We start from the raw sequence: 20341 nt of genomic DNA, 5'->3' as shown, positions 1-20341 counted from the left end.
CAGTTTTAAGTTGCCGCTGTCGTCAGGTTTGCGTTTGCTGCAGCTACCTTGCGGTTTGCGTTGCCGCCTGCATCTGCTTCTTTTGAGTGTAGCCGCCGTAGCACAGCGCCGCCGCGCGCGAGCTGCTCCGCTTTTCAAAAAACAAACGAAAAATCAAACCATAATTTTTCAAAAAGCAAACGAAAAATCAAACCATAATTTTTCAAAAAGCAAACGAAAAATCAAACCATAATTTTTCAAAAAAAAGAAGAGAAATCGGAAAATCCCGATTTCTTACAATTTTTCAAGTTCTTTGAGAACCATTTCACGAGCCAGTCTTGCGTCCGCCTTTCCTTTGGCTTTCTGCATGACTTTTCCGACGATAAAGTTCAGCGCTTTTTCGGTACCGGCTTTGTAGTCGGCAACCGCGTCGGGACTTTCGGCAATCGCTTCTTTGGCGGCTGTCGCGATGAAATCATCGGCAACCATTCCCAAGCCTTTCGCTTTGACAATGTCCGCCGGCGTTGTGCCTTCATCTAAAAGCGTACGAATGACGGTAACACCGCTTTCCTCGCTGATTTCTTTGTTTGAAACCATTTTGACAACCGTAATAATATCATCGGCGCTGACAGCCGTGACCGGCAAATTACGATAATTGAGCTCGCCCTTAACAGTATCGGCCACCCAGGAAGCGGCAAGTTTCGGGTCCACTTTCGCAGAAACGCTTTCAAAAAGATCGGCGAAAGCGCGCTCCGTCACCAAACTCTTGGCGTGCGCATCGGAAATCGCGTACTGCTTGACAAAACGCTCACGCTTGGCATCCGGCAATTCCGGCATGGTCGCGCGGATTCCGTCAACGCGGTCGGCGACAAAATACGGCACCAAATCAAAGTCGGGGAAGTAGCGGTAATCATCAGCAGTCTCCTTCACACGAAGACTGATTGTCACGTTTCTGCCCTCATCATAGTGACGCGTTTCCTGAACCAAGGGTTTGTTCTTCCGGAGGAAGTCTTTCTGCCTCATGATTTCATAATTGATTGCCTTTTCAACCATTTTGTGCGAAGAAATGTTTTTCACTTCAACACGCGTTCCTTCAATGCGCTGGCCGTTGAAAACGTTCACGGAAATGTTCGCGTCCGCCTTCATCGCGCCCTCGCGAGAACCGTCAAAGACATCCAAATATTCCAAAATGCTGCGAAGCTTGTCCAAAAAGCGGCGCGCTTCTTTTGCCGATCTCATGTCGGGAGCCGTCACAATTTCAACAAGCGGCATACCGGATCTGTTAAAGTCAATGATACTGCCGGTGGATTTTTCAATGGAGCCGAAGTGCGCCATTTTACCGGGGTCGTCTTCCATATGCGCGCGCGAGATGCGGACTTTTAATTCGCCGTCTTCGCCTTCAATGAGGACAAAACCGTCTTTAACAATCGGGCGGTCAAACTGAGTCACCTGATAGCCGTTTCCGAGATCAGGATAGAAATAACTTTTCATGAAAAAGTCGGTTTGATCTTCGATTTCGGCATTGAGCGCAAGACCGATTTTAATGGCGTAATCGACGGATTTTTCGTTCAAAACGGGCGTCGTTCCGGGAAGCGCCAAACAGCCGGGGCAAAGACAGGTGTTCGCGTCGCTGTCGGTGTAATCCGATGTGCAGCTGCAAAACATTTTGGTGTTCGCCTTGTTGAGCTGAACGTGAACTTCAAGACCAATCATAACACCGTCGGGATTTTCGTAAACCATTTAAATCGCCTCCGATTTGGCAAAGCCGGTCGCTTTTTCAAACGCCTCAGCCGCCACAATCACATTCGCATCTTTTAAGTAGCCGCCGATAATCTGAACGCCTGCCGGAAGCTTGCCGACAAAACCGCACGGAAGGGTTGCCGCCGGAAGTCCTGCCAAATCCGTTCCGGCAATCGCCGCAGAATAGGAGCTGAGTTCCAAATCGCAGCCGCCACCACAAGCGCCGCCGAGGTCGGGCGCGACAGTTTTTGCAGTCGGCGCAATCAAAAGATCGTATTCCTTGAACACGGATTCAAATTCGTCAATAACCAGCGTTCGGGTTTGCATGGATTTCATGTAATAATCGTTGTACTGACCGGCCATCAAAAGATAGATGCCGAGCATGATTCTGCGCTCAACAACCGGGCCGAAAAGCGCGCGCGTTTTTGAAATCATTTCATGCCAGTTGTCGGCTTCAACGCGCGGACCGAATCGTGTGCCGTCGTACTTGGCAAGCATGGCAGAACTCTCGCCGCCCGCAATAATATCGTGAACAGGCTGCATGTATTTCGCCGTGTTCAAAGAAATTTTTGTACAAACCGCGCCGAGTTTTTCAAAAACCGCAACGGAGTCTTCAAAGGTTTTCATGACGTCGGCGCTGACCTCGTCCAAAAATTCAGCCGGAATACCAATTTTAAATCCGTCAAGCGGTTTGTCGCCGTTTTTGATTTTGCCGGAATAATCCTGTTTTTCCGGAAGAGAAGTCGTGTCGCGCTTGTCGTTTCCGGAAATAATATCCATGATGGTGACAATATCGGAAACGGTTGTCGCGGTCACGCCGATTTGGTCAAGCGATCCTGTGTAATAAATGAGACCGAATCTGGAAATCGCGCCGTAGCTCGGCTTAAACGCCGCCGTTCCGCAGAACGAAGCGGAAACGCGCAAGAGACCGCCGGCATCGGAGCAGATGGCTGCCGGAACCTGTCCTGCCGCAACGGCCGCCGCCGATCCGGATGGGCCGCCTTTCTTGGTCGCATCTCGCGGATTTTTAACAGGACCGTAAGCGCTTGCCGCGCCGAGAAGACCGAATTCGGTCATGTTGGTTTTGCCGATTAAAACCGCGCCGGCTTTTTCCAAATCGTCAACAACTTTGCCGGAAAACGGCGGAACATAGCCTTTCATAATTTGAGAAGCGCATGTCGTCTCAACATCTTTGGTTGAAATATTGTCGGAAAGCGCAATCGGAACGCTCGCAAGCGGCCCCGAGCCGGCAGATTTGCCGCCGCAAACCGTAATAAAAGTGCCCAAATCATCTTTTTTGATTTTTTCAAGGCTTTCGGCAACCGCTTTTTCACCGGCCGCCTTAAACGCTGCAATATCTTTTGTCATAATTTCCCTCAATAATAATTTGAATTTCCTTACAAAATTTTCGGAATCTTAAAAGATGTTTCATAAACTTCCGGCGCATTTTCAAGAGCGTCTTCAATGCTCATTGAGGGAGCTGCGACATCTTTTCGAAGAACCGTGTTTAAGCGGGACGGATTGACAGTCTTTAAAACGCCGTCTGTCGGCGCGTCCGCAATCGCGGTGTAAAAATCTAATTTTTGATTGATCTTGTCTTGGAATTCGGGAATGTCTTTCTCATCGACTGCAATTCGAGCGACCCAAGCCAGTTCTTTCGTTTCATCTTTTTGAATCATTTAAGTACCCCTCATGCGATTTGTATAAGTTCACACGGGTTGATAACGTGTTTTTTACGATATTAAAAATTGTATCAGTTATTAAATAAAAGATTATCTGTATGCATAAATTATTGTCACGATTATTAATAGAACAAATAAGCCGGAAACGGGCGAATTTTTCATATTTCTTTCAAAAAAATCAAAGATTTTAATTATTTAACATGAAAATTATGTTTCACAGTTATTTTCAAAATATAATAATTCTATTATTTGAATTAAAAATTCAAAGATTTGAATGTAACAGAATATATTATAAGGCATAAAGATTTTTTCAAACCATCATAAAATATTCCGATTATTATGTCCGTGGAACATGAATTTGCCGGCAGCCGATTTCTCGGCAAAAATTTCAATTTGAATAAATTGAAAATCACCGATTCTTCTTTTGTAGTTGCGTCTGTCGAAGCCGGAAACACGACAACGAAATGTATTCTGACATCAACGGATTTGGAAACCGGAAAGACGGAAATCATCGGAAAATGCGTTCGTTTAACGCGCGACATTCAAAAACCGGCAAAAACAGCCGATGTTTTCGGAAAAACCATCGGCGGAACGGAATTGGCAAAAGACACACTGGCAGAACTCGTCAGAGACACGATCCGCCAAGCGCTTTTTGAAAAGAATTTGACGGCGGATGACGTTCATTTTGTCGTTCGTTCAACCGGTGTCACCGCCGAGTCCGAACATTTGGAAATGATTATTTTAGCGCTTGCGGAAGGCTGTTTGTTAGCCGGATTTCCGCCGCGTAAAATGACCGGATATTTGAGCCTTGACAATATGCCGGACAAGCTCCGGCCGTATTCGTATTTGGACAAAGTTTATTTTGACGGCGCGGTTGCCGGCGTTCGCCCGCCTGCCGGATTCGGCGAGGGAATCGTGTCAAACGAGATGGAAGGCGAATTGGCGATGGCCGGCTTAAAGGAAGCCGGAAAGCAAACCGGCGCGGATTTCAGAAATCCGTGTATCGCAATCGACATGGGAACGACGCTTTCGGGAAGGATCAGCGATGCCGGCATTCCGTACGCGCGAACGATTGCGAATTTCTGCGGCTACGCGGGTGCGGTTGCCGACGCTTTAATTCAAAATATTGATTTTGAAAAGAAAAGCGCTTACGAATTGATTCCGGAAGAAACGGCAGCGATTGAAGTGAATCAAAATGAAATTGAAACGGCTGCCGCCGAAGTCATGAAATACGTTCAGGTGATGAAAATTCCGGAAAAGCGAAGCCGGTTCGGCCCGTTTGCCGTCAACGCGGCGGCGGCGAAAAAATCCGGAACGATTCTTTTCGGCTGCGATGTCGGCGAAAACGGATCGGATTTTGAAAAGCTTGCCGACATCGGAAAATCCGTTTACCAAAGCGGCGGATTGGAAGCGGTCGCGGCTTTGACGGATGAAGTGATGTCTGAAATTTTGGTTTTGCTGATTCAATGCGTCGCCAAAGAAAAATTCATTCGGGAAGAAACATTTATCGGAATTACGGGGCGCGCCGGGATTACCGGAACCAAAAAAGAAAAGATTATTCAGAAATTGAAAAACCGGAAAATTCTTGAAAATCCGGAAAAGAAATTAATTTTTGCGGAAGACGGACTGGCGCACGGCGCGGCGGTTATGGCGCGCTGTATGAATTCTTTGGGCTGTCCGAACAATCCGGTCGGCGGCCTGCGCGGCGGAAAATGCATCATGGCTGAGCGCAGAAAGCTTCAGAATATGCGTCATTAAAAACCGCAAAAAATAAAACAAAAAAATAAAAATAAAAGATTATCCTGCGCCGCCGGGCGCGTCGCGGCTTTCGACGTTTTGAAGAGATTCGATGGCTTCTTCGCGCATGCGGATTTTTTCTTCAATATCGGCTTCCAAATCTCTGCGTTTGGCTTCCTTTTTCACGACTTCGTCCGTGAGTTCCAAAAGATCAATTTTGTAATAAAGCTCGGTGGAATCGAGAAACGCCCAAATGCCTTCGTCGTCTTCCATGATTTCGGTGATTTCACCGATGGTTCCCGTGTTAATGTATTTGACATAATCGCCGACTTTTATTTCACGGCCGCGAATGTCAAAAACTTTGAGCTCTGCCATGTTTTATTTGAATGTGTCCAAGGATTAAAAAGATTCTGTTTTGAAAAAACATTTTGAAAAAGGCGGGAACGATTTTGATTTATTTTGAAAAAATGAGGCGTTTTGCGCGCGCCGAAGCGCCGCAAAAAAATGGAAAATGAAACGGCAATGCCGCCGTTTCAATTCAAAAATCAGCCGTTTTTAATTTCCGAACGAATGTCGCCGATCTTGGCAACGCGCTCGGCAAAAGCATTGTGTTTGTGAATGCTTTCTTCGTTGATTTGCTTGATTGTGATAATCGCGTCATCGGGAAGCTGCGGGAAAGTGTCGACGACTTTTTTCGCCATCGTTCGAACGCAGTCTTCAACGAATTTCGGATTTTTGTGCGCTTCTTCAACGACTTTCTTTTCATCGGCGCGCTTTAAAATTTCATAAACGTTGGAGCTCATGGACGCCTCGATGATTTCGATGATGTTTTCGAGGCGAACGCCGGTCGTATCCAAAGTTTGAATGGAAATAATACCGCGGCCGCGCTGGTTGTGTGTCGCCATCGGAATCGCGTCAAAGAATTGAGAAATTTTGTCATCGGCTAAGCCGAGTTCTTTGAGTTTGTTTTCCGCTTCTTCCTGCATCATTGACTGCGCGCAGGGGCACGCCGTCATTCCCATGACTTCGGCACCGATGAGTTTTTTGATTTGAACGGCGTTTGTGCCTTCCGTTCTTTCGGCAACGGCGTCCGCGAAAATATCAACGAACTGCTGACAGTCAACACCGGTTGCCGGCGATTTGCGGCGGATCATGTATTCGCTTTTCATGCGAACTTCCGCGCGTGACGCGTATTCGTGGCGGCCGATTAAATTTTCGGCGATGTCGCCGCACAAGTTTTCAATTTCATAAACGGGCGATTCGGAAATGTTGGTTAAAACTTCTTCAATCGCTTCGAAATTTCGAGAAAGGTTGGCGCCTTTTCGATCAGACGGAAGGTCGACGAAAATATCAAAAGACGACATTAAAATAATCGGTCTTTTGTTTTCCCGTTTGATTTCAATCAGTTTTTTGACATCGGTCACGCCGACGCGTGTCAGATTAATCGGAACGGTCGGGCGGTTGGCCTGAACGTCCGGAAGAATCGGGCATTGTGACATTTTTGTATTACCTCAAGTGTTTTTTAATGTAAGTATCGGTAAGAAATCTTTGTTGATATAAAAATGATATGTCAGTCGTGAAATTTTATGATTATTTCTTCACGGACGCGCTGACCGCGTTGATCATTGCGGCGCGGACGCCGTCGTTTTCAAGAGACGCGACGCCGCGAATCGTCAAACCGCCGGGAGAGCAAACCGCATCTTTCAGGGCGCCGGGATGGAGTCCTGTCTCAAGCTGCATTTTGCCCGTTCCCGCAAGCGCCTGGCTTGCCAGCCGGTACGCCGCGTCGCGCGGAAGACCGTGCATGACCGCGCCGTCTGCAACCGCTTCCAGAATCATGCTGAAAAACGCAGGCGTGCAGGCGCTGATCGTGCCGCCGACGCCCATCAAATCTCCGGGAAGAATTTGAACGATTCCGATTGCGGAAAACAATTTTTCAACCTGTTCGAATTCGTCGGCCGTCAAAGAATGTTTTTGTTCAAAAATGGAAATGCCTTCGCCGATTTGAACCGGCGTGCTCGGCATAATAAAGAGGTGGCGTGTGCTCGGGTCAAGAATTTCGCCATAACGACTGAAATCCCAGCCGGCGGCAATCGAAAGCAAAGCTTTGTTTTGAAGCAAATCCTTAATCGGCGCAATCACTTCCGAAACGATGTCAGGCTTGACGGCAACGACGACAAAATCGGAATCGGAAATCATATTTTCAAGAGAAGAATACGGAATGATTCCGGTATTTTCGGCGAATTTTTTTAATTTTTCCTGTGACGGCGCGTAAGCGAGAATGTTTGAAGACTGCGCGGCTTCTTTTAAAATCAATCCTTTAACGATTGCTTGAGCCATGTTTCCCATGCCGATGAATCCGATTTTCATAATTTCATTTCCTTTTGTTGATTGCTTTCTGTTTCTTTTTTTGATTGCTTTTTGTTTTAATTTCATTTATAAGTCTGTTGCGGACAATTCGAATAAAATTCAAAAGAGAAATGAAAAGTGCAAAACCGTCGTAAAAAAAATGTGTGAAAAGAGAAAAAAGATTAACGGCAAACCGTTAAAAAACTTACGACAAAGCATTGAATGCTTTGCCTGTAAGATAAAAATAACAAATGTTACAAAATTTAGATTTCGTCGATCTTTTCGATCTTGACTTTCTCAACAAAGGGTTTGTTGATTTTTGCGGGCATCCATGCAGGTCTGTTTTTGGGTGCGTCGACGACTTCTTTCCATGCTTTGAAAACGTGGACTTTCTTGGTTCCTCTTTCTCTGAGCATGATTGTGTCGGGCTTTTTCTTTGTGCCTGCGCCGCGGTTTGCGACTTTTAAGGCTGCCTGTCTGGGCTGTTTGCCGGTAAAGACACCGGATTCGTTACCATTTTTGTCTCTTAAAACAAAGTTTCTTGTTTCTGCCATCTTAATCACCTTTGCAATACTATACGATATTGCTAGAAAACAATTGTAGAAGCTCATATAAATACTTTATTGAAAAAATTGATTCGATGTATAGTGATTTGACGAAAATTCGAAGAGCATTTCGGAGCCAAGAGAATTTTATACATAATTACCGAATATATTTCGAAACCACCTCGAATACAAACTCAACCGATTGCGTTTTTCGAAAAACAGACAGGCTGAGAGGAGATACGTTTTTTCGGACAGCAGCAAAGTAAAGCAAGAAAAACGATTTTGAAAAACAAATAGCTAAGACATGACGAATGAAAGAACGGTTTTTGAAGAGCCGTTTCGTGAATTGTCGATAATTTGATTTTATTTTCCGACCATATTTTTAAGAAATAACAAAACGTTTAAGATGTCAAATACATTAGGCTCATAAAATAAAATATTATAAAATTGACGAACGCAGGAAATGGAAATGACACTGAAATTAGAAGATGTTTTGATTGAATCATTGCCTTACATCCGCGATTTTTCGGGATCGACAATGGTGATTAAAGTCGGCGGCAACGCGATGCTGAATCCCGAGAAGGACACCGCGATTATGGAAAAAATCATTCAGGACATTGTTCTTTTGCATTATGTCGGCATCAACCCGATTATCATTCACGGCGGCGGCCCCGAAATCAATGAAAAAATGGAAAAGATGGGCAAGCAGCCGAAATTCATCGGCGGTCTCCGTGTCACCGATGACGATACGCTTGAAATCGCGATGATGGTTTTGGTCGGCAACATCAATACGAAAATGGTTTCATTGATTAACAAACACGGCGCCAAAGGCGTGGGTTTAAACGGCGTCGATTCCAATTTGATTGTCGCCGCCAAGAAGAAAAATCAAAAAATCATCATCGACGGCAACGAAGAAGACGTCGACATCGGCTGGGTCGGCGAAACCGAAATCATCAACCCCGGACTCCTCCGCATCATGATTGAAAACAATTACATCCCCGTCATTTCCCCGATTGCGATTGATAAAAAAGGACAGATGCTCAACATCAACGCCGACACGGTGGCCGGCGACATCGCGGCGGCCATGGGCGCGAAAAAACTCATCATGATGACCGACATTTCCGGCGTTCTGCGCGACATCAATGACAAAGACAGCCGGATTTCAAAAATCAAGCTTCATGAAATTGACGGCCTCATCGAAGATGAAATCATTTCAGGCGGCATGATTCCGAAAATCAAAGGCGCCGAAGTCGCCGTCAAAAGCGGTGTTGAAAGCGTTCACATCATCAACGGCAGCACGCCGCATTCGCTTTTGCTGGAATTGTTTACCGACACGGGCGTCGGCACGATGATTTTTGATGAAAAGGAAGAAGAAACTAAATTAATTGACCAGATGAATTTATAAAATATGTTTAATATTAGATAATTCTGTAATACTTATTCCATTTCCACCTTTCTTTATAAGAAATAATTTATTAGACTTTATATGATTCCAGTAATAACAATCAATGATTTGAGTATTAATAGCATTGCCAACAATGTATCCTGCCTTCATTTCTAATTTTAGAAATATATAATTGAAGAGAGACCGCTCATAAAAAACAGATTTAAAAGGTTCAAATTGATTGATTTCAGTATTAAAAGAATAACAATTTTGAATAATACATAACTCCGCAAATCCTGCAATTCCTCCAACATTGCCAAAATTAGTTGCACTAACACTGGATTCAGAGAAACAATTAAAGATCGTAGTATTATAATTTTTACCGGAAACTCCACCAATTGCACTTCCGAGACCGTTACTTTTAATGTTTCCAGAAGTGGAACAATTTATAATATTTGTTGAAATTGCCCAACCGACGACACCACCCACATCACCGTTTTCAGATACTATGACACAATGTGCTGTACAATTATTTATTATACCTCCAAACAAACTTGTACCTGCAATTCCACCCACATTTGATTGAGCAATTAATAAAACTGAATCAAGAGATGTGTTTGAAATACTTCCATTATTATTATCAGAAACAATTCCTCCGCCCACCCCTGCTGAAATAATGCTCAAGTTTTGCACGACGCAACTGTCAATCCTTCCCTCGATATTAGAACTTGAAATGCCTCCACCATAATTTTGTACTTTCAAAAGTGAATCTATAATTTTGCAATTAGTAACAGAAGAATTTTGAATAACTCCTGCAAGTATGCCGGCATATTCATTACTTTGCACATTTGCATTTACAATAGTCAAATTTGAAATCGAACCTGATGCAATATGGCTGAAAAGTCCTTGGTAATCATTTGTACCATTAATTATCAGATTACTAATTGTTTTATCATTCCCATTAAAAGTTCCTGTGAATGGCTACCCATACAAATCATGGCAATAACCTATAGGTATCCAACTTTCATTTGAAGTATCGTTAAAATCCAAATCATTCATTAATATATAACTTGCAGAAAGATTATACCGAACTTCATCAAGTTGGTGAATTGTCATAATTTTATATGGTTCATCTACCGTGCCTACGCCGTCACCTGAAAATTCAGAGGCATTTGTCACATTAATTATGGTAAACAGAAATAAAAAAATTATTAAAAAAAATAATAATTTTTCAATTTTTACATTTTGCATAATTGACCTCAAAATAAACTAATATTTATCTTCGGTTAATAGTTTTAATGTTGCTTGGTTCATCGTCTACAACCAAACTTGGTGTGAAACTTAGCCCAATGCCTGTGTTTCCGATACCTATGGAAAAACTTCCTCCTACGTATTGATGACCATAAGTTGCTTGAGCTTTAATATATTGATTCACTGCAATCGGATCAATTACTGTTCGGACTAAAACGGAGCCAGAACCTGTTTTCCCATAAGCATCATTTATAGGAGGACTAGATCTCTTCATTGGAAACTTACTGCTAATATGTGCAGAATAACCAGGAGCACTGATATTCATTGTATAATTCTCCGTATATGTTCGTCCTGAAAGCGGAGCGTAGAAATTAACGGTTGCGCGAGTGTATTGACTTCTGTTGTCAAATTCAACTGTTTTAGGATAACCGCTTGCCCCGATACCCACGCCGTCAAATCCTTTCCAATAAGGTTCTGTAGACCAACTAAAAGTATAAGACAAAACAGCGGACAAATTGCCATTACTTTCCTGTTGTAAGTAGGCCGGACCGGATAAACCAATTGTAACACCTGCGGCAACCGCTTTTGCGGATTCGGGGCTACCATCATAATTTCGAATGATTTTTATTTGTTCATCCGTATAGTCTAACTTTTTTAATTGGTCATCTGTGTATGTCTCATTTAATTTGTATATATGATTATTGAAATCTTCCTTATAATTTTTAATTTGTTTTATCTGTTCTTTTGTCAATCCTTCATTTTTCAACTGCGTATCAGATTTCTTAGAAACTTCAACATAAAGATTTTCCATCGTTGTATATTCATTAAAAGTTTCGTTTTGAATGATTTTCATATCTTCTATGTTAATATGTTCTTGGCCATTCACTATTGGAAGTATAGCAAAAATCAACATAGAAAATACAATCAATAACATTGTTTTTATTTAACATTTTACCACCTATAATTTTGTGCACGACTCAAAAATATTGGAGAGAGTGCCAACCGTAATAAAATACTAGAACATATATAAAGTTTCTTGAATGTAGTGCATATAATAAAAATGGAGAAATAGAAAAATACCAGAAAATCACAAAAAAATATAAAATCAAATTAATATTTGAAAAAGCTTTTTCCTTTACTATATTTTTTCTGCCACTCCCCTTTTTTTGTCGATTATACCCTCAAAGATACAAACGTTTAAAATATTTTTTAATTATTTGATGAGACTTCTTTATTTCAGATTATTTGATTCTGAAAACTTTTATAAGACATTTCAAACATTTAAGGTCTTAAATAATTCTCAGCTTTTGCCAAGTTTTTTCACAAGTCTTGCGACATCCGTTCCGACTTCGGAACACTTGGCGCTGCCGCCCATGTCAACCGTATTGACTTTTTTGTCCAAAATGTTCTTTTCAATCGCTTTCACAATCGTATCGGCCGCTTCTTTTTCACCGAGCGTTTCAATCAAAAGCGCGCCGGCCCAAATCGTTGCCAAGGGGTTTGCGCGGTCCATACCTTTATATTTCGGCGCAGAACCGTGAATCGGTTCAAACATGCTGGTACCGGTCGGGTTGATGTTGCCGCCGGGGGCGAGACCGAGACCGCCTTGGATCATGGCGCCGAGATCGGTAATAATGTCGCCGAACATATTCGGCGTGACGACGACGTCAAAGAATTCGGGGTTCTTGACAAACCACATAGTAACGGCGTCGACGTAATTGAAATCCGTCTCCACTGACGGGTAGCCTTTGCCGACCTCTTCGAATGTTTCGCGCCAGAAACCGTAAATGTCGGAAAGAACATTTGCTTTGTCAACGGAGGACAAATGGTTGTTTCTCTTGGCCGCCAAATCGTAAGAATATTCCATGACGCGTTTTGTGCCTTCTTTTGAAATCATGCCGATTTGGTAAGCGATTTCTTCGCTGTCAGTTTCGATGTCAAGACCGAACTTGGCGGAATACAAATCACGCTGCACTTCCAGAAGATCATTCTTTTGGCCTTTTTTGGCGCGGCCGCCGATTCCGATGTAAAAGTCTTCCGTGTTTTCGCGGACGACAACGAAATCAATGTCTTTGGCGACTTTGCCTTTGAGCGGCGTTTCAACGCCGTCCAGCAACTTAATCGGACGGAGGTTGATGTATTCGTCAAACGCGAAGCGGAGCTTCAAAAGGATGCCTTTTTCCAAAATGCCGGGGGCCAGTCTCGGGTCGCCGAGCGCGCCGAGGTAGATGGCTTTGTAGCCGGAAAGTTCTTTGATGGTCTCGTCCGACACCAATTCGCCGGTTTCCAAATAATGGTCGGCGCCATGCGGAAATTCGAGCCAATCAATGTCAAAGCCAAAAACTTCGCCGGCTGCGTCAAGCACTTTTTGTCCTTCCCGAACGATTTCGGGACCGATTCCGTCTCCGCCGATAACCGGCACTTTATATTGAGTCATTTTTATATTGCTCCGATTGATTATTGATTTGAAATAGATTTGAACTGATTTTTAAAAAATACAAAAATCAAATAAAAAGAATGAAAATAAAGAATTCAAAAAATGAATTCATGCTGCCGCGCAAATTACAGATTTTTTTGCGTGTGCTTAATTAACCCGCCGTCGTCTACAATCTGTAATAAAAAGTCCGGGAACGGCACGGTTTTGTATTCTTCGTTTTTTGTAATATTTTTGACAATTCCCGCGCCGAGGTCGACTTCTAAAACGTCGCCTTCGTCGATTCTGTCCGTTTCCGCGCACTCGACGAGCGGTAAACCGACATTAATGGAATTGCGGTAAAAAATGCGTGCGAATGATTTCGCAATGACACAGCTGACTTGGGAGCCGATGAGCGCAAGCGGCGCGTGCTCTCTGGAAGAGCCGCATCCGAAATTGCTGCCGCCGACGACAATGTCGCCCGGCTGAACAGACTTCGCGAAGTCAGGGCGGACGCCGCAGAACGTGTACTGCGACAGTTCCTCCGGCGTGTTAAGGATCAGGTAAGTTCCGGGAATGACGGCATCGGTGTCGACGTCGTCTCCGAATTTGAAAGCTTTACCTTTGTAAGTTTTATTCTCCATGATTGTCACTTTGGTGAATTAGATTATAACATAATTTGGAAAAACGAAGTTATTTATTAACTTTCCGCAGGATGCGTCAAATATCAAAAAAATGAATTTATTAATATAATGGATTGCCATGCTTATTCATTAAAAATTGAGAAAATGAATTAAGAAATCGGAAGACAAAATGACAATTGATGAGAAAGAAAAAGCTTTGACTTCTTTTTTTGAAAATCACAAAAAGGTAATTATCGCCTTCTCCGGCGGCGCGGACAGCGCGCTCCTTGCCGCCGCTGCTGCCGGCGCGGCGACCTCCCCCGACACGGACGCGCTTGCCGTCACGGTCAAAACGGAACTGGTCTCCGACCGGGAAATTCAAAACGCGCGAGATGTCGCGAATGAAATCGGCATTACTCACATTTTCATTGACAAAAAAATATTGGAACTTCCGGAGATTGAAAATAACCGGAAAAACCGCTGTTACGTTTGCAAAAAAGAAATTTTGACAACACTTTTGGAATACGCGAAAGAAAACGGTTATGAAACGGTTGTTGAAGGCACGAATTATTCCGATGTTCTGATGAATGAAGCGAATGAGATTCCGCGTCCGGGATTTTCGTTTATTTCGGAACAAAAAGAAATCCAACGGAAACGAAAAGAAGCGAATCAAAAATCGGGCGCGGTTTTGCCGAAACTTCAAACCCCGCTTGCCGATTTGAAAATTATAAAGGAAGAAGTTCGGGAATTGTTAAAGAAAAGAAAATTATCAGTCGCCGAAAAACCGTCGATGTCCTGTTTAGCGACCCGTTTTTCGTATGATTCAAAATTGAATCCGGTGCTTTTAAAAACAGTTGACAGAGCTGAAGAAATGCTGTCTGTGACCGGCGCGAAACAAATCAGAATCCGTTGTCATACGGATTCTGCCGGCCGAAATATCGCGCGCGTTGAAGTCGGAATCGAAGACGGAAAAGTCTTTTTTGATGCCGGAAATCAAAAAATAATCGGCGAATTTATTGAATTTTTGAAAGCGAACGGCTTTTCTTATGTGACCGCCGATCTGGAAGGATTTCGAAGTGGCAGCATGGACATTTGAAAATTGGAAACGGAAGGGCGAAAATGACAAAAAATGAAGAAGAAGCCGTAATTGTGCGCCCGGCGAGTGAAAATGAAACAACGCCGATTGACATTATTTTATCGACTTATTTTTTAGATCGCGACGACATTCCGTATGAAGAATTTTATGTCGCTGAAAAGGACGGAAAAATCATCGGCTGCGCCGTTTTTGAAAAGTTGAGATCTCAAAAAGAAGATTTTTGGTTTTATGAAATTCATACGATTGCCGTTTTGCCGTCCTACAAAGGAAAAGGAATCGGGAAACTTCTTTTGAGCCGATTGATTTCAATCATTGAAGAAGAAATCGAAACGGCCGCCCCTGATGAAACGATTTCAAGAACAATTTACACGAGAACCACGGCGCCGAATTTTTTCATTCACGAAGGGTTTGAAAACGCAGAAATTGAAAAAACCGATTATTGGGAAGAATGCGTTTCCTGTAATAATATTGAAATATGTTCTCAGACTGTGCTTACCAAAACTTTGAATTTTTAAAAAAAAAACGGAAACAAACCAATAACACACTGGAGAGGAAAATTATGCTGACAATGGGAATCGTCAATATGTATGACAAAATCAAAATCGTAGACGCGCACTACCGCGCAATTGCAAGAGCCGCGCCAATCTGCTACGCTTACGGTTTTTCTCTCGCGCTTTTTGATTTTCCGTTTAAGATGGACAAAGACGAACTCGTCGATTTCGTCATGGACAAAACTACAATCGGCGAATCCGGAAAATATTTGGATTTGCTCAACAAAGAACATCATTTGTTTGTCTCGGACCTGCCGCCGAAAGGTTTTCCGGCGCATTTCGGATCAATTGTCACAACGACATCAAAGCCGTATCCTCAAAAACTGCTGACGCCGCTTGATGTCGCCGCCGGAAATATGAAGAAAAAATCGTACATGTTTTTGGTCGGTCTGGGGCGAAAAGGTCTTCCCAAAGACCTTTTTGAGAGGGCCGAATATCATTTGGACATTACAACCAAAGGCATTTCTTTAGAAACATGCACGGCAATCGGCGCGATTCCGACGCAGATTAACGCTTTGACTTTTGCATTGGAGCAGCGGCAGAAGAAAAACGACGGCGACGGTTATTAAAATAGTTTTGCCGCCGCGAGCTGCTGCCTGCCGACACGGTATTGGTTTGCCGTTTCGCTTGCATCTCCTCTTTTTTATCACATCCGCTCGCTGCGCGAGCGTGGCACTGCTACCTTACCGTTTCCGTTTGCCGCTGCTACCTTACGGCTTGCATTGCCGGCAGCTGCCACGGCAGCACTCGCCGCGCGCGGTCGGCACGAACTTTAACAATAAAATAAAAAACGACTCTCGTTTTTGAAATATACTAAAAAATGGATTAACGGATAAAAATGATTATGAAAAACGAATGAAGAAATCCTTTCGGATTTCATCAATTTGTTAAAACAAAAGCGTCAAAGCGCTGTAATAAGACACGCCAGCCCGAATATCGAGGTGAGCATGAATAATCTTGCGATTGTGATTTTTGTTTGACTGATTGTTCCTGCTGCGCCGAAAGGCGCAATTTCCGTAGATTTTTTTACGTTTTCTTTTGTACTGATGTTCTGCATTGACTGCATACTCTCATATCCTTTTGAGATAAAAGGTCTCATATTCTTTTGAGATTTTTCATCACTGATTTAGAATAAAGCAATAAATTTCATTGATTCATTGCATAGGATAATCGGTTTTGAATCTATATATAGTTTGCTTCATACCTTTTTTGTTAAAAAATGCAATCAATTGACATTCCGACAATGCTCGTTTTTTCAAAAAATCCGGCAGTGTCGGAACGAAAATAAAGTGCATGCGGCTGAAAGGAACGCAAGCGGTTTAAACGAATCGATGCGCCTGTGTTCGCTTTCAAAGAAAAAATGATTTAAAAAACCGAAAACGGATTTTTCGTCAAAAACTTTTAAAGAATTGAAACGTATTGGTTCAACTATGCTCAGAAACTCTTACATTCACATGACCGGTATCGGAAAAGGTGTAGAAAAAAATATTTGGGACTTTGGAATCAACTCCTGGAACGAAGCGATTGAAAAAATGGACGGTCTGCCGATCTCGCAAGCTAAAAAAAAAGCCGTCGCCGCCGGCGTTGACGAATCGGAAACTCATTTAAAAGACGGCGACCATTATTATTTCGCCCAAACCCTGCCGTCGGCCGAACATTGGCGCGCCTACCCTGAATTTTGTAAAGACGTCGCGTTCGTCGATATTGAAACAACAGGACTCGCCCCCGGCCAAGATACAATCACGGTTGTCGGAATTTACAACAGAAATCAAGCAAAAACATATGTCCAAGGCATTGATTTAGACGACATTGTTGACGAATTTTCAAAATACAAAATGTTGATTACGTTTAACGGCGCTCGTTTCGATCTGCCGTTCATCAAACGCGAATTCCCTGAAATCGAATTCAATCAGCTTCATATTGATTTGATGTATCCGCTCAAACGCATCGGCTACGGCGGCGGCCTCAAAAAAATCGAACGCGATTTGGGAATCGTGAGAGGCGATAATGTCAAAAACGTTGACGGCTGGGAAGCGGTTCGCCTTTGGAACCGCTACAAGCGCGGCGATGAAGCGGCGTTGGACACGCTCTTAGAGTATAATCGCGAGGATATTGTCAATTTGGAAACGATTATTGAAAAGGTGTATTCGGATTTGGTTTTGAATTGTACTTGTAAAGAGAAATAAAAATAGGATGAATAGAAATGAAACAGATATAAAAAATTATGGGTCATGATAAGAACAACCAAATAATTTGGTGTTAAAATCATGACTATGCAATTGAAAAATAAATACATTTTTCGTTCTAAAATTTCTGAAGCTAAATTTAGACAAATTGTGAAACTTTTTGTTCTGGATTTAGATGCAACTCAAATATCCCAAATTACAGGTGTAAGCCGTATTACGATCAACAGATACCTCATGGCAATCCGCGAGCGGATTGCCGGATTCTGCGAAGCAGAATCCCCTTTTCAAGGAGAAATTGAAGTTGATGAATCCTATTTCGGTCCGAGGCGTGTAAAAGGAAAGCGGGGACGCGGCGCAGGCAGCAAAACAATTGTTTTTGGGATGAGAAAAAGGAATGGGAAAGTCTATACTGAAATCGTTCCGGATTGTTCTAAATCAACTTTACAATCAATTATCCGAGGGAAAGTTGATCTTGATAGTGTTATTTATTCTGATAATTGGCATGGATATGATGGATTGGTAGATGTTGGTTATGATAAACACTATCGAGTAAACCATGGTAAAAATGAGTTTGTAAATGGGAAAAGTCATATTAATGGGATTGAAGGATTCTGGGGCTATTCAAAATCCAGGATGAGTAAACATCGTGGAGTTCATAAAAAGTATTTTTACCTTCATTTAAAGGAATGTGAGTTTAGGTACAATTATAGGAATGAAGATTTATATCAAAAAATCCTAAAAATCTTGAGAGAAAATCCTCTATTCTTATCTTGACCCAAAATTATAAATGCATTACAAAAATTATATTAATTAACTACCTGCCAGCCTCTCAATGATGCACACTCGGTGGGTCTTCCTACAAAAAACGGTTTGGAAAATTTATAATCGGCCGAAGTTGTTCGAAAAATTCGAACAACTCTATTTTTTCTTTTCCAAAAATGAAATATGAGATTACTTTTCTTCGAAAGTAACCGTTTTTAATTCATCTAATTTATCAAGTTTAGTTTGAATAATTTCATTAACGCTATCAATTGATTCATCTATTTTATTCATTACATCTGATATTTTGTTATCAATATTGAGAGTTAAATCATCAATTTGTTTCTCATAATAAGTACAAACCTCACTATAAAAAACATATTGATCGTCTTTGATTTGGGACAAAGTTTCCATAAGGTCAGTACTAGAAAATATATCATCTGATGAAATAGAAGTGTTAGCTTGATTTTTGATTAATGAATATAATTGAGTATTATTGTATTGAAATCCATTTTTATAAGTTTGTATAACTGTTTCAAGATCTGTCTTAGAAATAAGATGATCGTAATGCTGACCATCGATAAATGCTTTTCCACCATAATTTTTAAGAAGATTTTTAAGATTTAGTAAAAAATCTAAATTTTTGAAATCATCATTAATTTCTTCATAAAAGGTATTAATATTTAATTTAAGACCATATTCTAGATATTTATTTTGTTGATATCTTTTTAAAATAGATTTAAGATGTGTAGAGATTTCAGGAGTTAATTTTTTTTCATTTTCAAACGATTCATTTAATTTAACAAATTCTGAATACAATGCTGAATAATAAGAATTTAAACGTTCTTTATGAAAATTAATATCTGAATGTATATTATGAATTTGAATTTCATTTTCTTGGATAGATGTTTGTGTTTTAGTTGTCTTGAGAGCATTTTGTGATGTTTGAAACATTTTCATCGTGTAAAAGACATACATCACTGTCACTAAAACTGTAACATAACTAATAAGTGATCCGAAATCTACAAACTCAATACCATTTGATTCAAAAAGGTAAACATAAATGTAAAAAATCATTCCAAAAAATAAAAAAATTAAATTTACAAATGACATAAAAATAATAAAAAATGAATTCAATGATTCTGGATTAAAAATTTTTTCAAATCGATTTAATTCCTTTTCTTTAATATGAAATGTACCAATTAAAATAGATGAAATTACAGCAATAATTGAAAAAATATACATATAAAGTACTAATGAAGCTAGATCGCTCCAAGATACAATCATTTTATTGAGAGAATAGAATGATAAAACAAATAAAATAAGCACAGTGGCCATCGACAATTTAACATGGTTTGAAAAAAAAGTTACAGGATCCCATTTTCGAAGAATTGACCAAAAAACGAATCCTCCAACCATTAATGGAAAAACTAAGTAAATCAATAGAAGTGCAAATAACGCTAAGGAGTATTTGAGCAGATCATTGTTTTCAATAAATGAAAAGAAATCCACAAGTTGAAGAAAGGTATTAGAAGCATATTTTTCAATTGTCCACATTAACAAAATATAACCCACTATTAAAAGAAGAATGTAAAACAATCTGTGGCATTCAATATGTGTACCAATTTTATTTTTTAATTCTATAATTTTCGAAACCATTTTATCACGTAATTGATTAAATTTAACAGAAAATATAAAACCTGTTTAATCAAGATGTTGCTTCAATAAAATAAAATAGGAATGAAAAATCAAAAAATAAACCGACCAGTCATCAATACTAACTTTTTAAAAACGATTTTTGAATGTTCAGAATCAAAGAAACTGAACATTCTTTCTTAAGCCCCGTGCGAGAATTGAGCACAGGGTTCAAAGCCCATAGCAATTTTTACAATAGCAATATTATTTTAATATTTGAATTTTTGGGGGAGATGAAGATTTGATTCACACATGATTAAAAATAACATTTTTTGGAATTTTAGAAACATTATTTGAAAAATAATAACAAAAATTTCAAAATATGAACGAATTTGGGATAAAAATAACAAA

22 protein-coding genes are annotated in these 20341 nt (G+C 41.1%); 9 read left to right on the top strand and 13 right to left on the bottom strand.

Annotated elements, in window-relative coordinates:
- Nucleotides 1–28 precede the first annotated feature (28 nt).
- Nucleotides 29–232 (top strand): hypothetical protein, encoded by a 204-nt coding sequence (locus tag MmiEs2_RS07920; protein ID WP_316559326.1) that lies wholly within the window; start codon nt 29–31, stop codon nt 230–232.
- A gap of 41 nt (nt 233–273) precedes the next feature.
- On the opposite strand, the gene gatB is transcribed toward MmiEs2_RS07920, so the two are convergent.
- The 3 genes from gatB to gatC are packed head-to-tail and all read right to left on the bottom strand — an operon-like array spanning nt 274 to nt 3398.
- Nucleotides 274–1719, bottom strand: coding sequence for an Asp-tRNA(Asn)/Glu-tRNA(Gln) amidotransferase subunit GatB (gene gatB, locus MmiEs2_RS07915; RefSeq protein ID WP_316559325.1), 1446 nt, complete (start codon nt 1717–1719; stop codon nt 274–276).
- Nucleotides 1720–3087 (bottom strand): amidase family protein, encoded by a 1368-nt coding sequence (locus MmiEs2_RS07910; protein WP_316559324.1) that lies wholly within the window; start codon nt 3085–3087, stop codon nt 1720–1722.
- A 29-nt stretch (nt 3088–3116) separates the two neighbouring features.
- On the bottom strand, nt 3117–3398 hold the full coding sequence (gene gatC, locus MmiEs2_RS07905; protein WP_316559323.1) for an Asp-tRNA(Asn)/Glu-tRNA(Gln) amidotransferase subunit GatC: 282 nt from the start codon (nt 3396–3398) through the stop codon (nt 3117–3119).
- A gap of 342 nt (nt 3399–3740) precedes the next feature.
- Between gatC and MmiEs2_RS07900 the strand changes: the two genes are divergently transcribed.
- Nucleotides 3741–5159, top strand: a complete 1419-nt coding sequence (locus MmiEs2_RS07900) for a methanogenesis marker 14 protein (protein ID WP_316559322.1) — start codon at nt 3741–3743, stop codon at nt 5157–5159.
- A 39-nt stretch (nt 5160–5198) separates the two neighbouring features.
- Here MmiEs2_RS07900 and MmiEs2_RS07895 read toward each other — a convergent pair whose 3' ends face one another.
- The 4 genes from MmiEs2_RS07895 to MmiEs2_RS07880 form a co-directional block, all read right to left on the bottom strand.
- Nucleotides 5199–5513: a DUF2098 domain-containing protein gene (locus MmiEs2_RS07895; protein WP_316559321.1), complete on the bottom strand. Its 315-nt coding sequence runs from the start codon at nt 5511–5513 to the stop codon at nt 5199–5201.
- A 170-nt stretch (nt 5514–5683) separates the two neighbouring features.
- Nucleotides 5684–6637, bottom strand: coding sequence for a GTP cyclohydrolase MptA (mptA, locus tag MmiEs2_RS07890; RefSeq protein WP_316559320.1), 954 nt, complete (start codon nt 6635–6637; stop codon nt 5684–5686).
- A 91-nt stretch (nt 6638–6728) separates the two neighbouring features.
- Nucleotides 6729–7574 (bottom strand): pyrroline-5-carboxylate reductase, encoded by an 846-nt coding sequence (gene proC, locus MmiEs2_RS07885; RefSeq protein ID WP_316559319.1) that lies wholly within the window; start codon nt 7572–7574, stop codon nt 6729–6731.
- A gap of 176 nt (nt 7575–7750) precedes the next feature.
- Nucleotides 7751–8041 (bottom strand): non-histone chromosomal MC1 family protein, encoded by a 291-nt coding sequence (locus tag MmiEs2_RS07880; protein WP_316559318.1) that lies wholly within the window; start codon nt 8039–8041, stop codon nt 7751–7753.
- Between the two features lie 460 nt (nt 8042–8501).
- On the opposite strand from MmiEs2_RS07880, the gene argB reads away from it, so the two are divergent.
- Nucleotides 8502–9437, top strand: a complete 936-nt coding sequence (argB, locus tag MmiEs2_RS07875) for an acetylglutamate kinase (protein WP_316559317.1) — start codon at nt 8502–8504, stop codon at nt 9435–9437.
- Here the strand turns inward: argB and MmiEs2_RS07870 are convergent.
- From MmiEs2_RS07870 to MmiEs2_RS07855, 4 genes are all read right to left on the bottom strand, one after another.
- Nucleotides 9432–10283: a GLUG motif-containing protein gene (locus MmiEs2_RS07870; RefSeq protein ID WP_316559316.1), complete on the bottom strand. Its 852-nt coding sequence runs from the start codon at nt 10281–10283 to the stop codon at nt 9432–9434. The two genes, argB and MmiEs2_RS07870, sit on opposite strands and share 6 nt — an antisense overlap.
- Nucleotides 10284–10692: 409 nt before the next feature.
- On the bottom strand, nt 10693–11601 hold the full coding sequence (locus MmiEs2_RS07865) for a hypothetical protein (protein WP_316559315.1): 909 nt from the start codon (nt 11599–11601) through the stop codon (nt 10693–10695).
- A 366-nt stretch (nt 11602–11967) separates the two neighbouring features.
- Entirely contained in the window at nt 11968–13104 is a 1137-nt protein-coding gene (locus MmiEs2_RS07860) for an isocitrate/isopropylmalate dehydrogenase family protein (RefSeq protein ID WP_316559314.1), read from the bottom strand.
- A gap of 125 nt (nt 13105–13229) precedes the next feature.
- A complete protein-coding gene (locus MmiEs2_RS07855; protein ID WP_316559313.1) occupies nt 13230–13724 on the bottom strand; it encodes a 3-isopropylmalate dehydratase small subunit in 495 nt (164 codons plus the stop codon).
- 169 nt (nt 13725–13893) lie between these two features.
- Between MmiEs2_RS07855 and larE the strand changes: the two genes are divergently transcribed.
- The 4 genes from larE to MmiEs2_RS07835 are packed head-to-tail and all read left to right on the top strand — an operon-like array spanning nt 13894 to nt 16137.
- Nucleotides 13894–14799, top strand: a complete 906-nt coding sequence (gene larE / locus MmiEs2_RS07850; RefSeq protein ID WP_316559312.1) for an ATP-dependent sacrificial sulfur transferase LarE — start codon at nt 13894–13896, stop codon at nt 14797–14799.
- Between the two features lie 23 nt (nt 14800–14822).
- Nucleotides 14823–15314, top strand: a complete 492-nt coding sequence (locus MmiEs2_RS07845) for a GNAT family N-acetyltransferase (RefSeq protein WP_316559311.1) — start codon at nt 14823–14825, stop codon at nt 15312–15314.
- Between the two features lie 44 nt (nt 15315–15358).
- A complete protein-coding gene (locus MmiEs2_RS07840) occupies nt 15359–15919 on the top strand; it encodes a DUF531 domain-containing protein (protein WP_316559310.1) in 561 nt (186 codons plus the stop codon).
- Between the two features lie 41 nt (nt 15920–15960).
- On the top strand, nt 15961–16137 hold the full coding sequence (locus tag MmiEs2_RS07835) for a hypothetical protein (RefSeq protein WP_316559309.1): 177 nt from the start codon (nt 15961–15963) through the stop codon (nt 16135–16137).
- Nucleotides 16138–16251: 114 nt separating this feature from the next.
- Here MmiEs2_RS07835 and MmiEs2_RS07830 read toward each other — a convergent pair whose 3' ends face one another.
- Nucleotides 16252–16416, bottom strand: coding sequence for a hypothetical protein (locus MmiEs2_RS07830; RefSeq protein ID WP_316559308.1), 165 nt, complete (start codon nt 16414–16416; stop codon nt 16252–16254).
- Between the two features lie 364 nt (nt 16417–16780).
- Here MmiEs2_RS07830 and MmiEs2_RS07825 point away from each other — a divergent pair, with 364 nt between their 5' ends.
- A complete protein-coding gene (locus MmiEs2_RS07825) occupies nt 16781–17536 on the top strand; it encodes a ribonuclease H-like domain-containing protein (RefSeq protein ID WP_316559307.1) in 756 nt (251 codons plus the stop codon).
- Between the two features lie 87 nt (nt 17537–17623).
- A complete protein-coding gene (locus MmiEs2_RS07820) occupies nt 17624–18310 on the top strand; it encodes an IS1595 family transposase (protein ID WP_316560243.1) in 687 nt (228 codons plus the stop codon).
- A 177-nt stretch (nt 18311–18487) separates the two neighbouring features.
- Here MmiEs2_RS07820 and MmiEs2_RS07815 read toward each other — a convergent pair whose 3' ends face one another.
- Nucleotides 18488–19954 (bottom strand): hypothetical protein, encoded by a 1467-nt coding sequence (locus tag MmiEs2_RS07815; RefSeq protein ID WP_316559306.1) that lies wholly within the window; start codon nt 19952–19954, stop codon nt 18488–18490.
- Nucleotides 19955–20341 lie beyond the last annotated feature (387 nt).

Origin of the sequence: Methanimicrococcus stummii (assembly GCF_032594435.1) — an archaeon.
GTDB classification, from domain to species: domain Archaea; phylum Halobacteriota; class Methanosarcinia; order Methanosarcinales; family Methanosarcinaceae; genus Methanimicrococcus; species Methanimicrococcus stummii.
Note: the sequence above shows the minus strand (reverse complement) of the source record. Positions and strands in the feature narration are given on the sequence as shown.

Bases quoted from the DNA above. Each gene is read 5' to 3' on its own strand.
- MmiEs2_RS07895 (WP_316559321.1), bottom strand. From the start codon at position 5,513: ATGGCAGAGCTCAAAGTTTTTGACATTCGCGGCCGTGAAATAAAAGTC.
- proC (WP_316559319.1), bottom strand. From the start codon at position 7,574: ATGAAATTAAAACAAAAAGCAATCAAAAAAAGAAACAGAAAGCAATCA.
- gatC (WP_316559323.1), bottom strand. From the start codon at position 3,398: ATGATTCAAAAAGATGAAACGAAAGAACTGGCTTGGGTCGCTCGAATT.
- MmiEs2_RS07880 (WP_316559318.1), bottom strand. From the start codon at position 8,041: ATGGCAGAAACAAGAAACTTTGTTTTAAGAGACAAAAATGGTAACGAA.
- MmiEs2_RS07860 (WP_316559314.1), bottom strand. From the start codon at position 13,104: ATGACTCAATATAAAGTGCCGGTTATCGGCGGAGACGGAATCGGTCCC.
- MmiEs2_RS07855 (WP_316559313.1), bottom strand. From the start codon at position 13,724: ATGGAGAATAAAACTTACAAAGGTAAAGCTTTCAAATTCGGAGACGAC.
- MmiEs2_RS07825 (WP_316559307.1), top strand. From the start codon at position 16,781: ATGCTCAGAAACTCTTACATTCACATGACCGGTATCGGAAAAGGTGTA.
- larE (WP_316559312.1), top strand. From the start codon at position 13,894: ATGACAATTGATGAGAAAGAAAAAGCTTTGACTTCTTTTTTTGAAAAT.
- argB (WP_316559317.1), top strand. From the start codon at position 8,502: ATGACACTGAAATTAGAAGATGTTTTGATTGAATCATTGCCTTACATC.
- gatB (WP_316559325.1), bottom strand. From the start codon at position 1,719: ATGGTTTACGAAAATCCCGACGGTGTTATGATTGGTCTTGAAGTTCAC.
- MmiEs2_RS07840 (WP_316559310.1), top strand. From the start codon at position 15,359: ATGCTGACAATGGGAATCGTCAATATGTATGACAAAATCAAAATCGTA.
- MmiEs2_RS07900 (WP_316559322.1), top strand. From the start codon at position 3,741: ATGTCCGTGGAACATGAATTTGCCGGCAGCCGATTTCTCGGCAAAAAT.
- MmiEs2_RS07830 (WP_316559308.1), bottom strand. From the start codon at position 16,416: ATGCAGTCAATGCAGAACATCAGTACAAAAGAAAACGTAAAAAAATCT.
- MmiEs2_RS07820 (WP_316560243.1), top strand. From the start codon at position 17,624: ATGCAATTGAAAAATAAATACATTTTTCGTTCTAAAATTTCTGAAGCT.
- MmiEs2_RS07910 (WP_316559324.1), bottom strand. From the start codon at position 3,087: ATGACAAAAGATATTGCAGCGTTTAAGGCGGCCGGTGAAAAAGCGGTT.
- MmiEs2_RS07845 (WP_316559311.1), top strand. From the start codon at position 14,823: ATGACAAAAAATGAAGAAGAAGCCGTAATTGTGCGCCCGGCGAGTGAA.
- mptA (WP_316559320.1), bottom strand. From the start codon at position 6,637: ATGTCACAATGCCCGATTCTTCCGGACGTTCAGGCCAACCGCCCGACC.
- MmiEs2_RS07815 (WP_316559306.1), bottom strand. From the start codon at position 19,954: ATGGTTTCGAAAATTATAGAATTAAAAAATAAAATTGGTACACATATT.
- MmiEs2_RS07865 (WP_316559315.1), bottom strand. From the start codon at position 11,601: ATGTTATTGATTGTATTTTCTATGTTGATTTTTGCTATACTTCCAATA.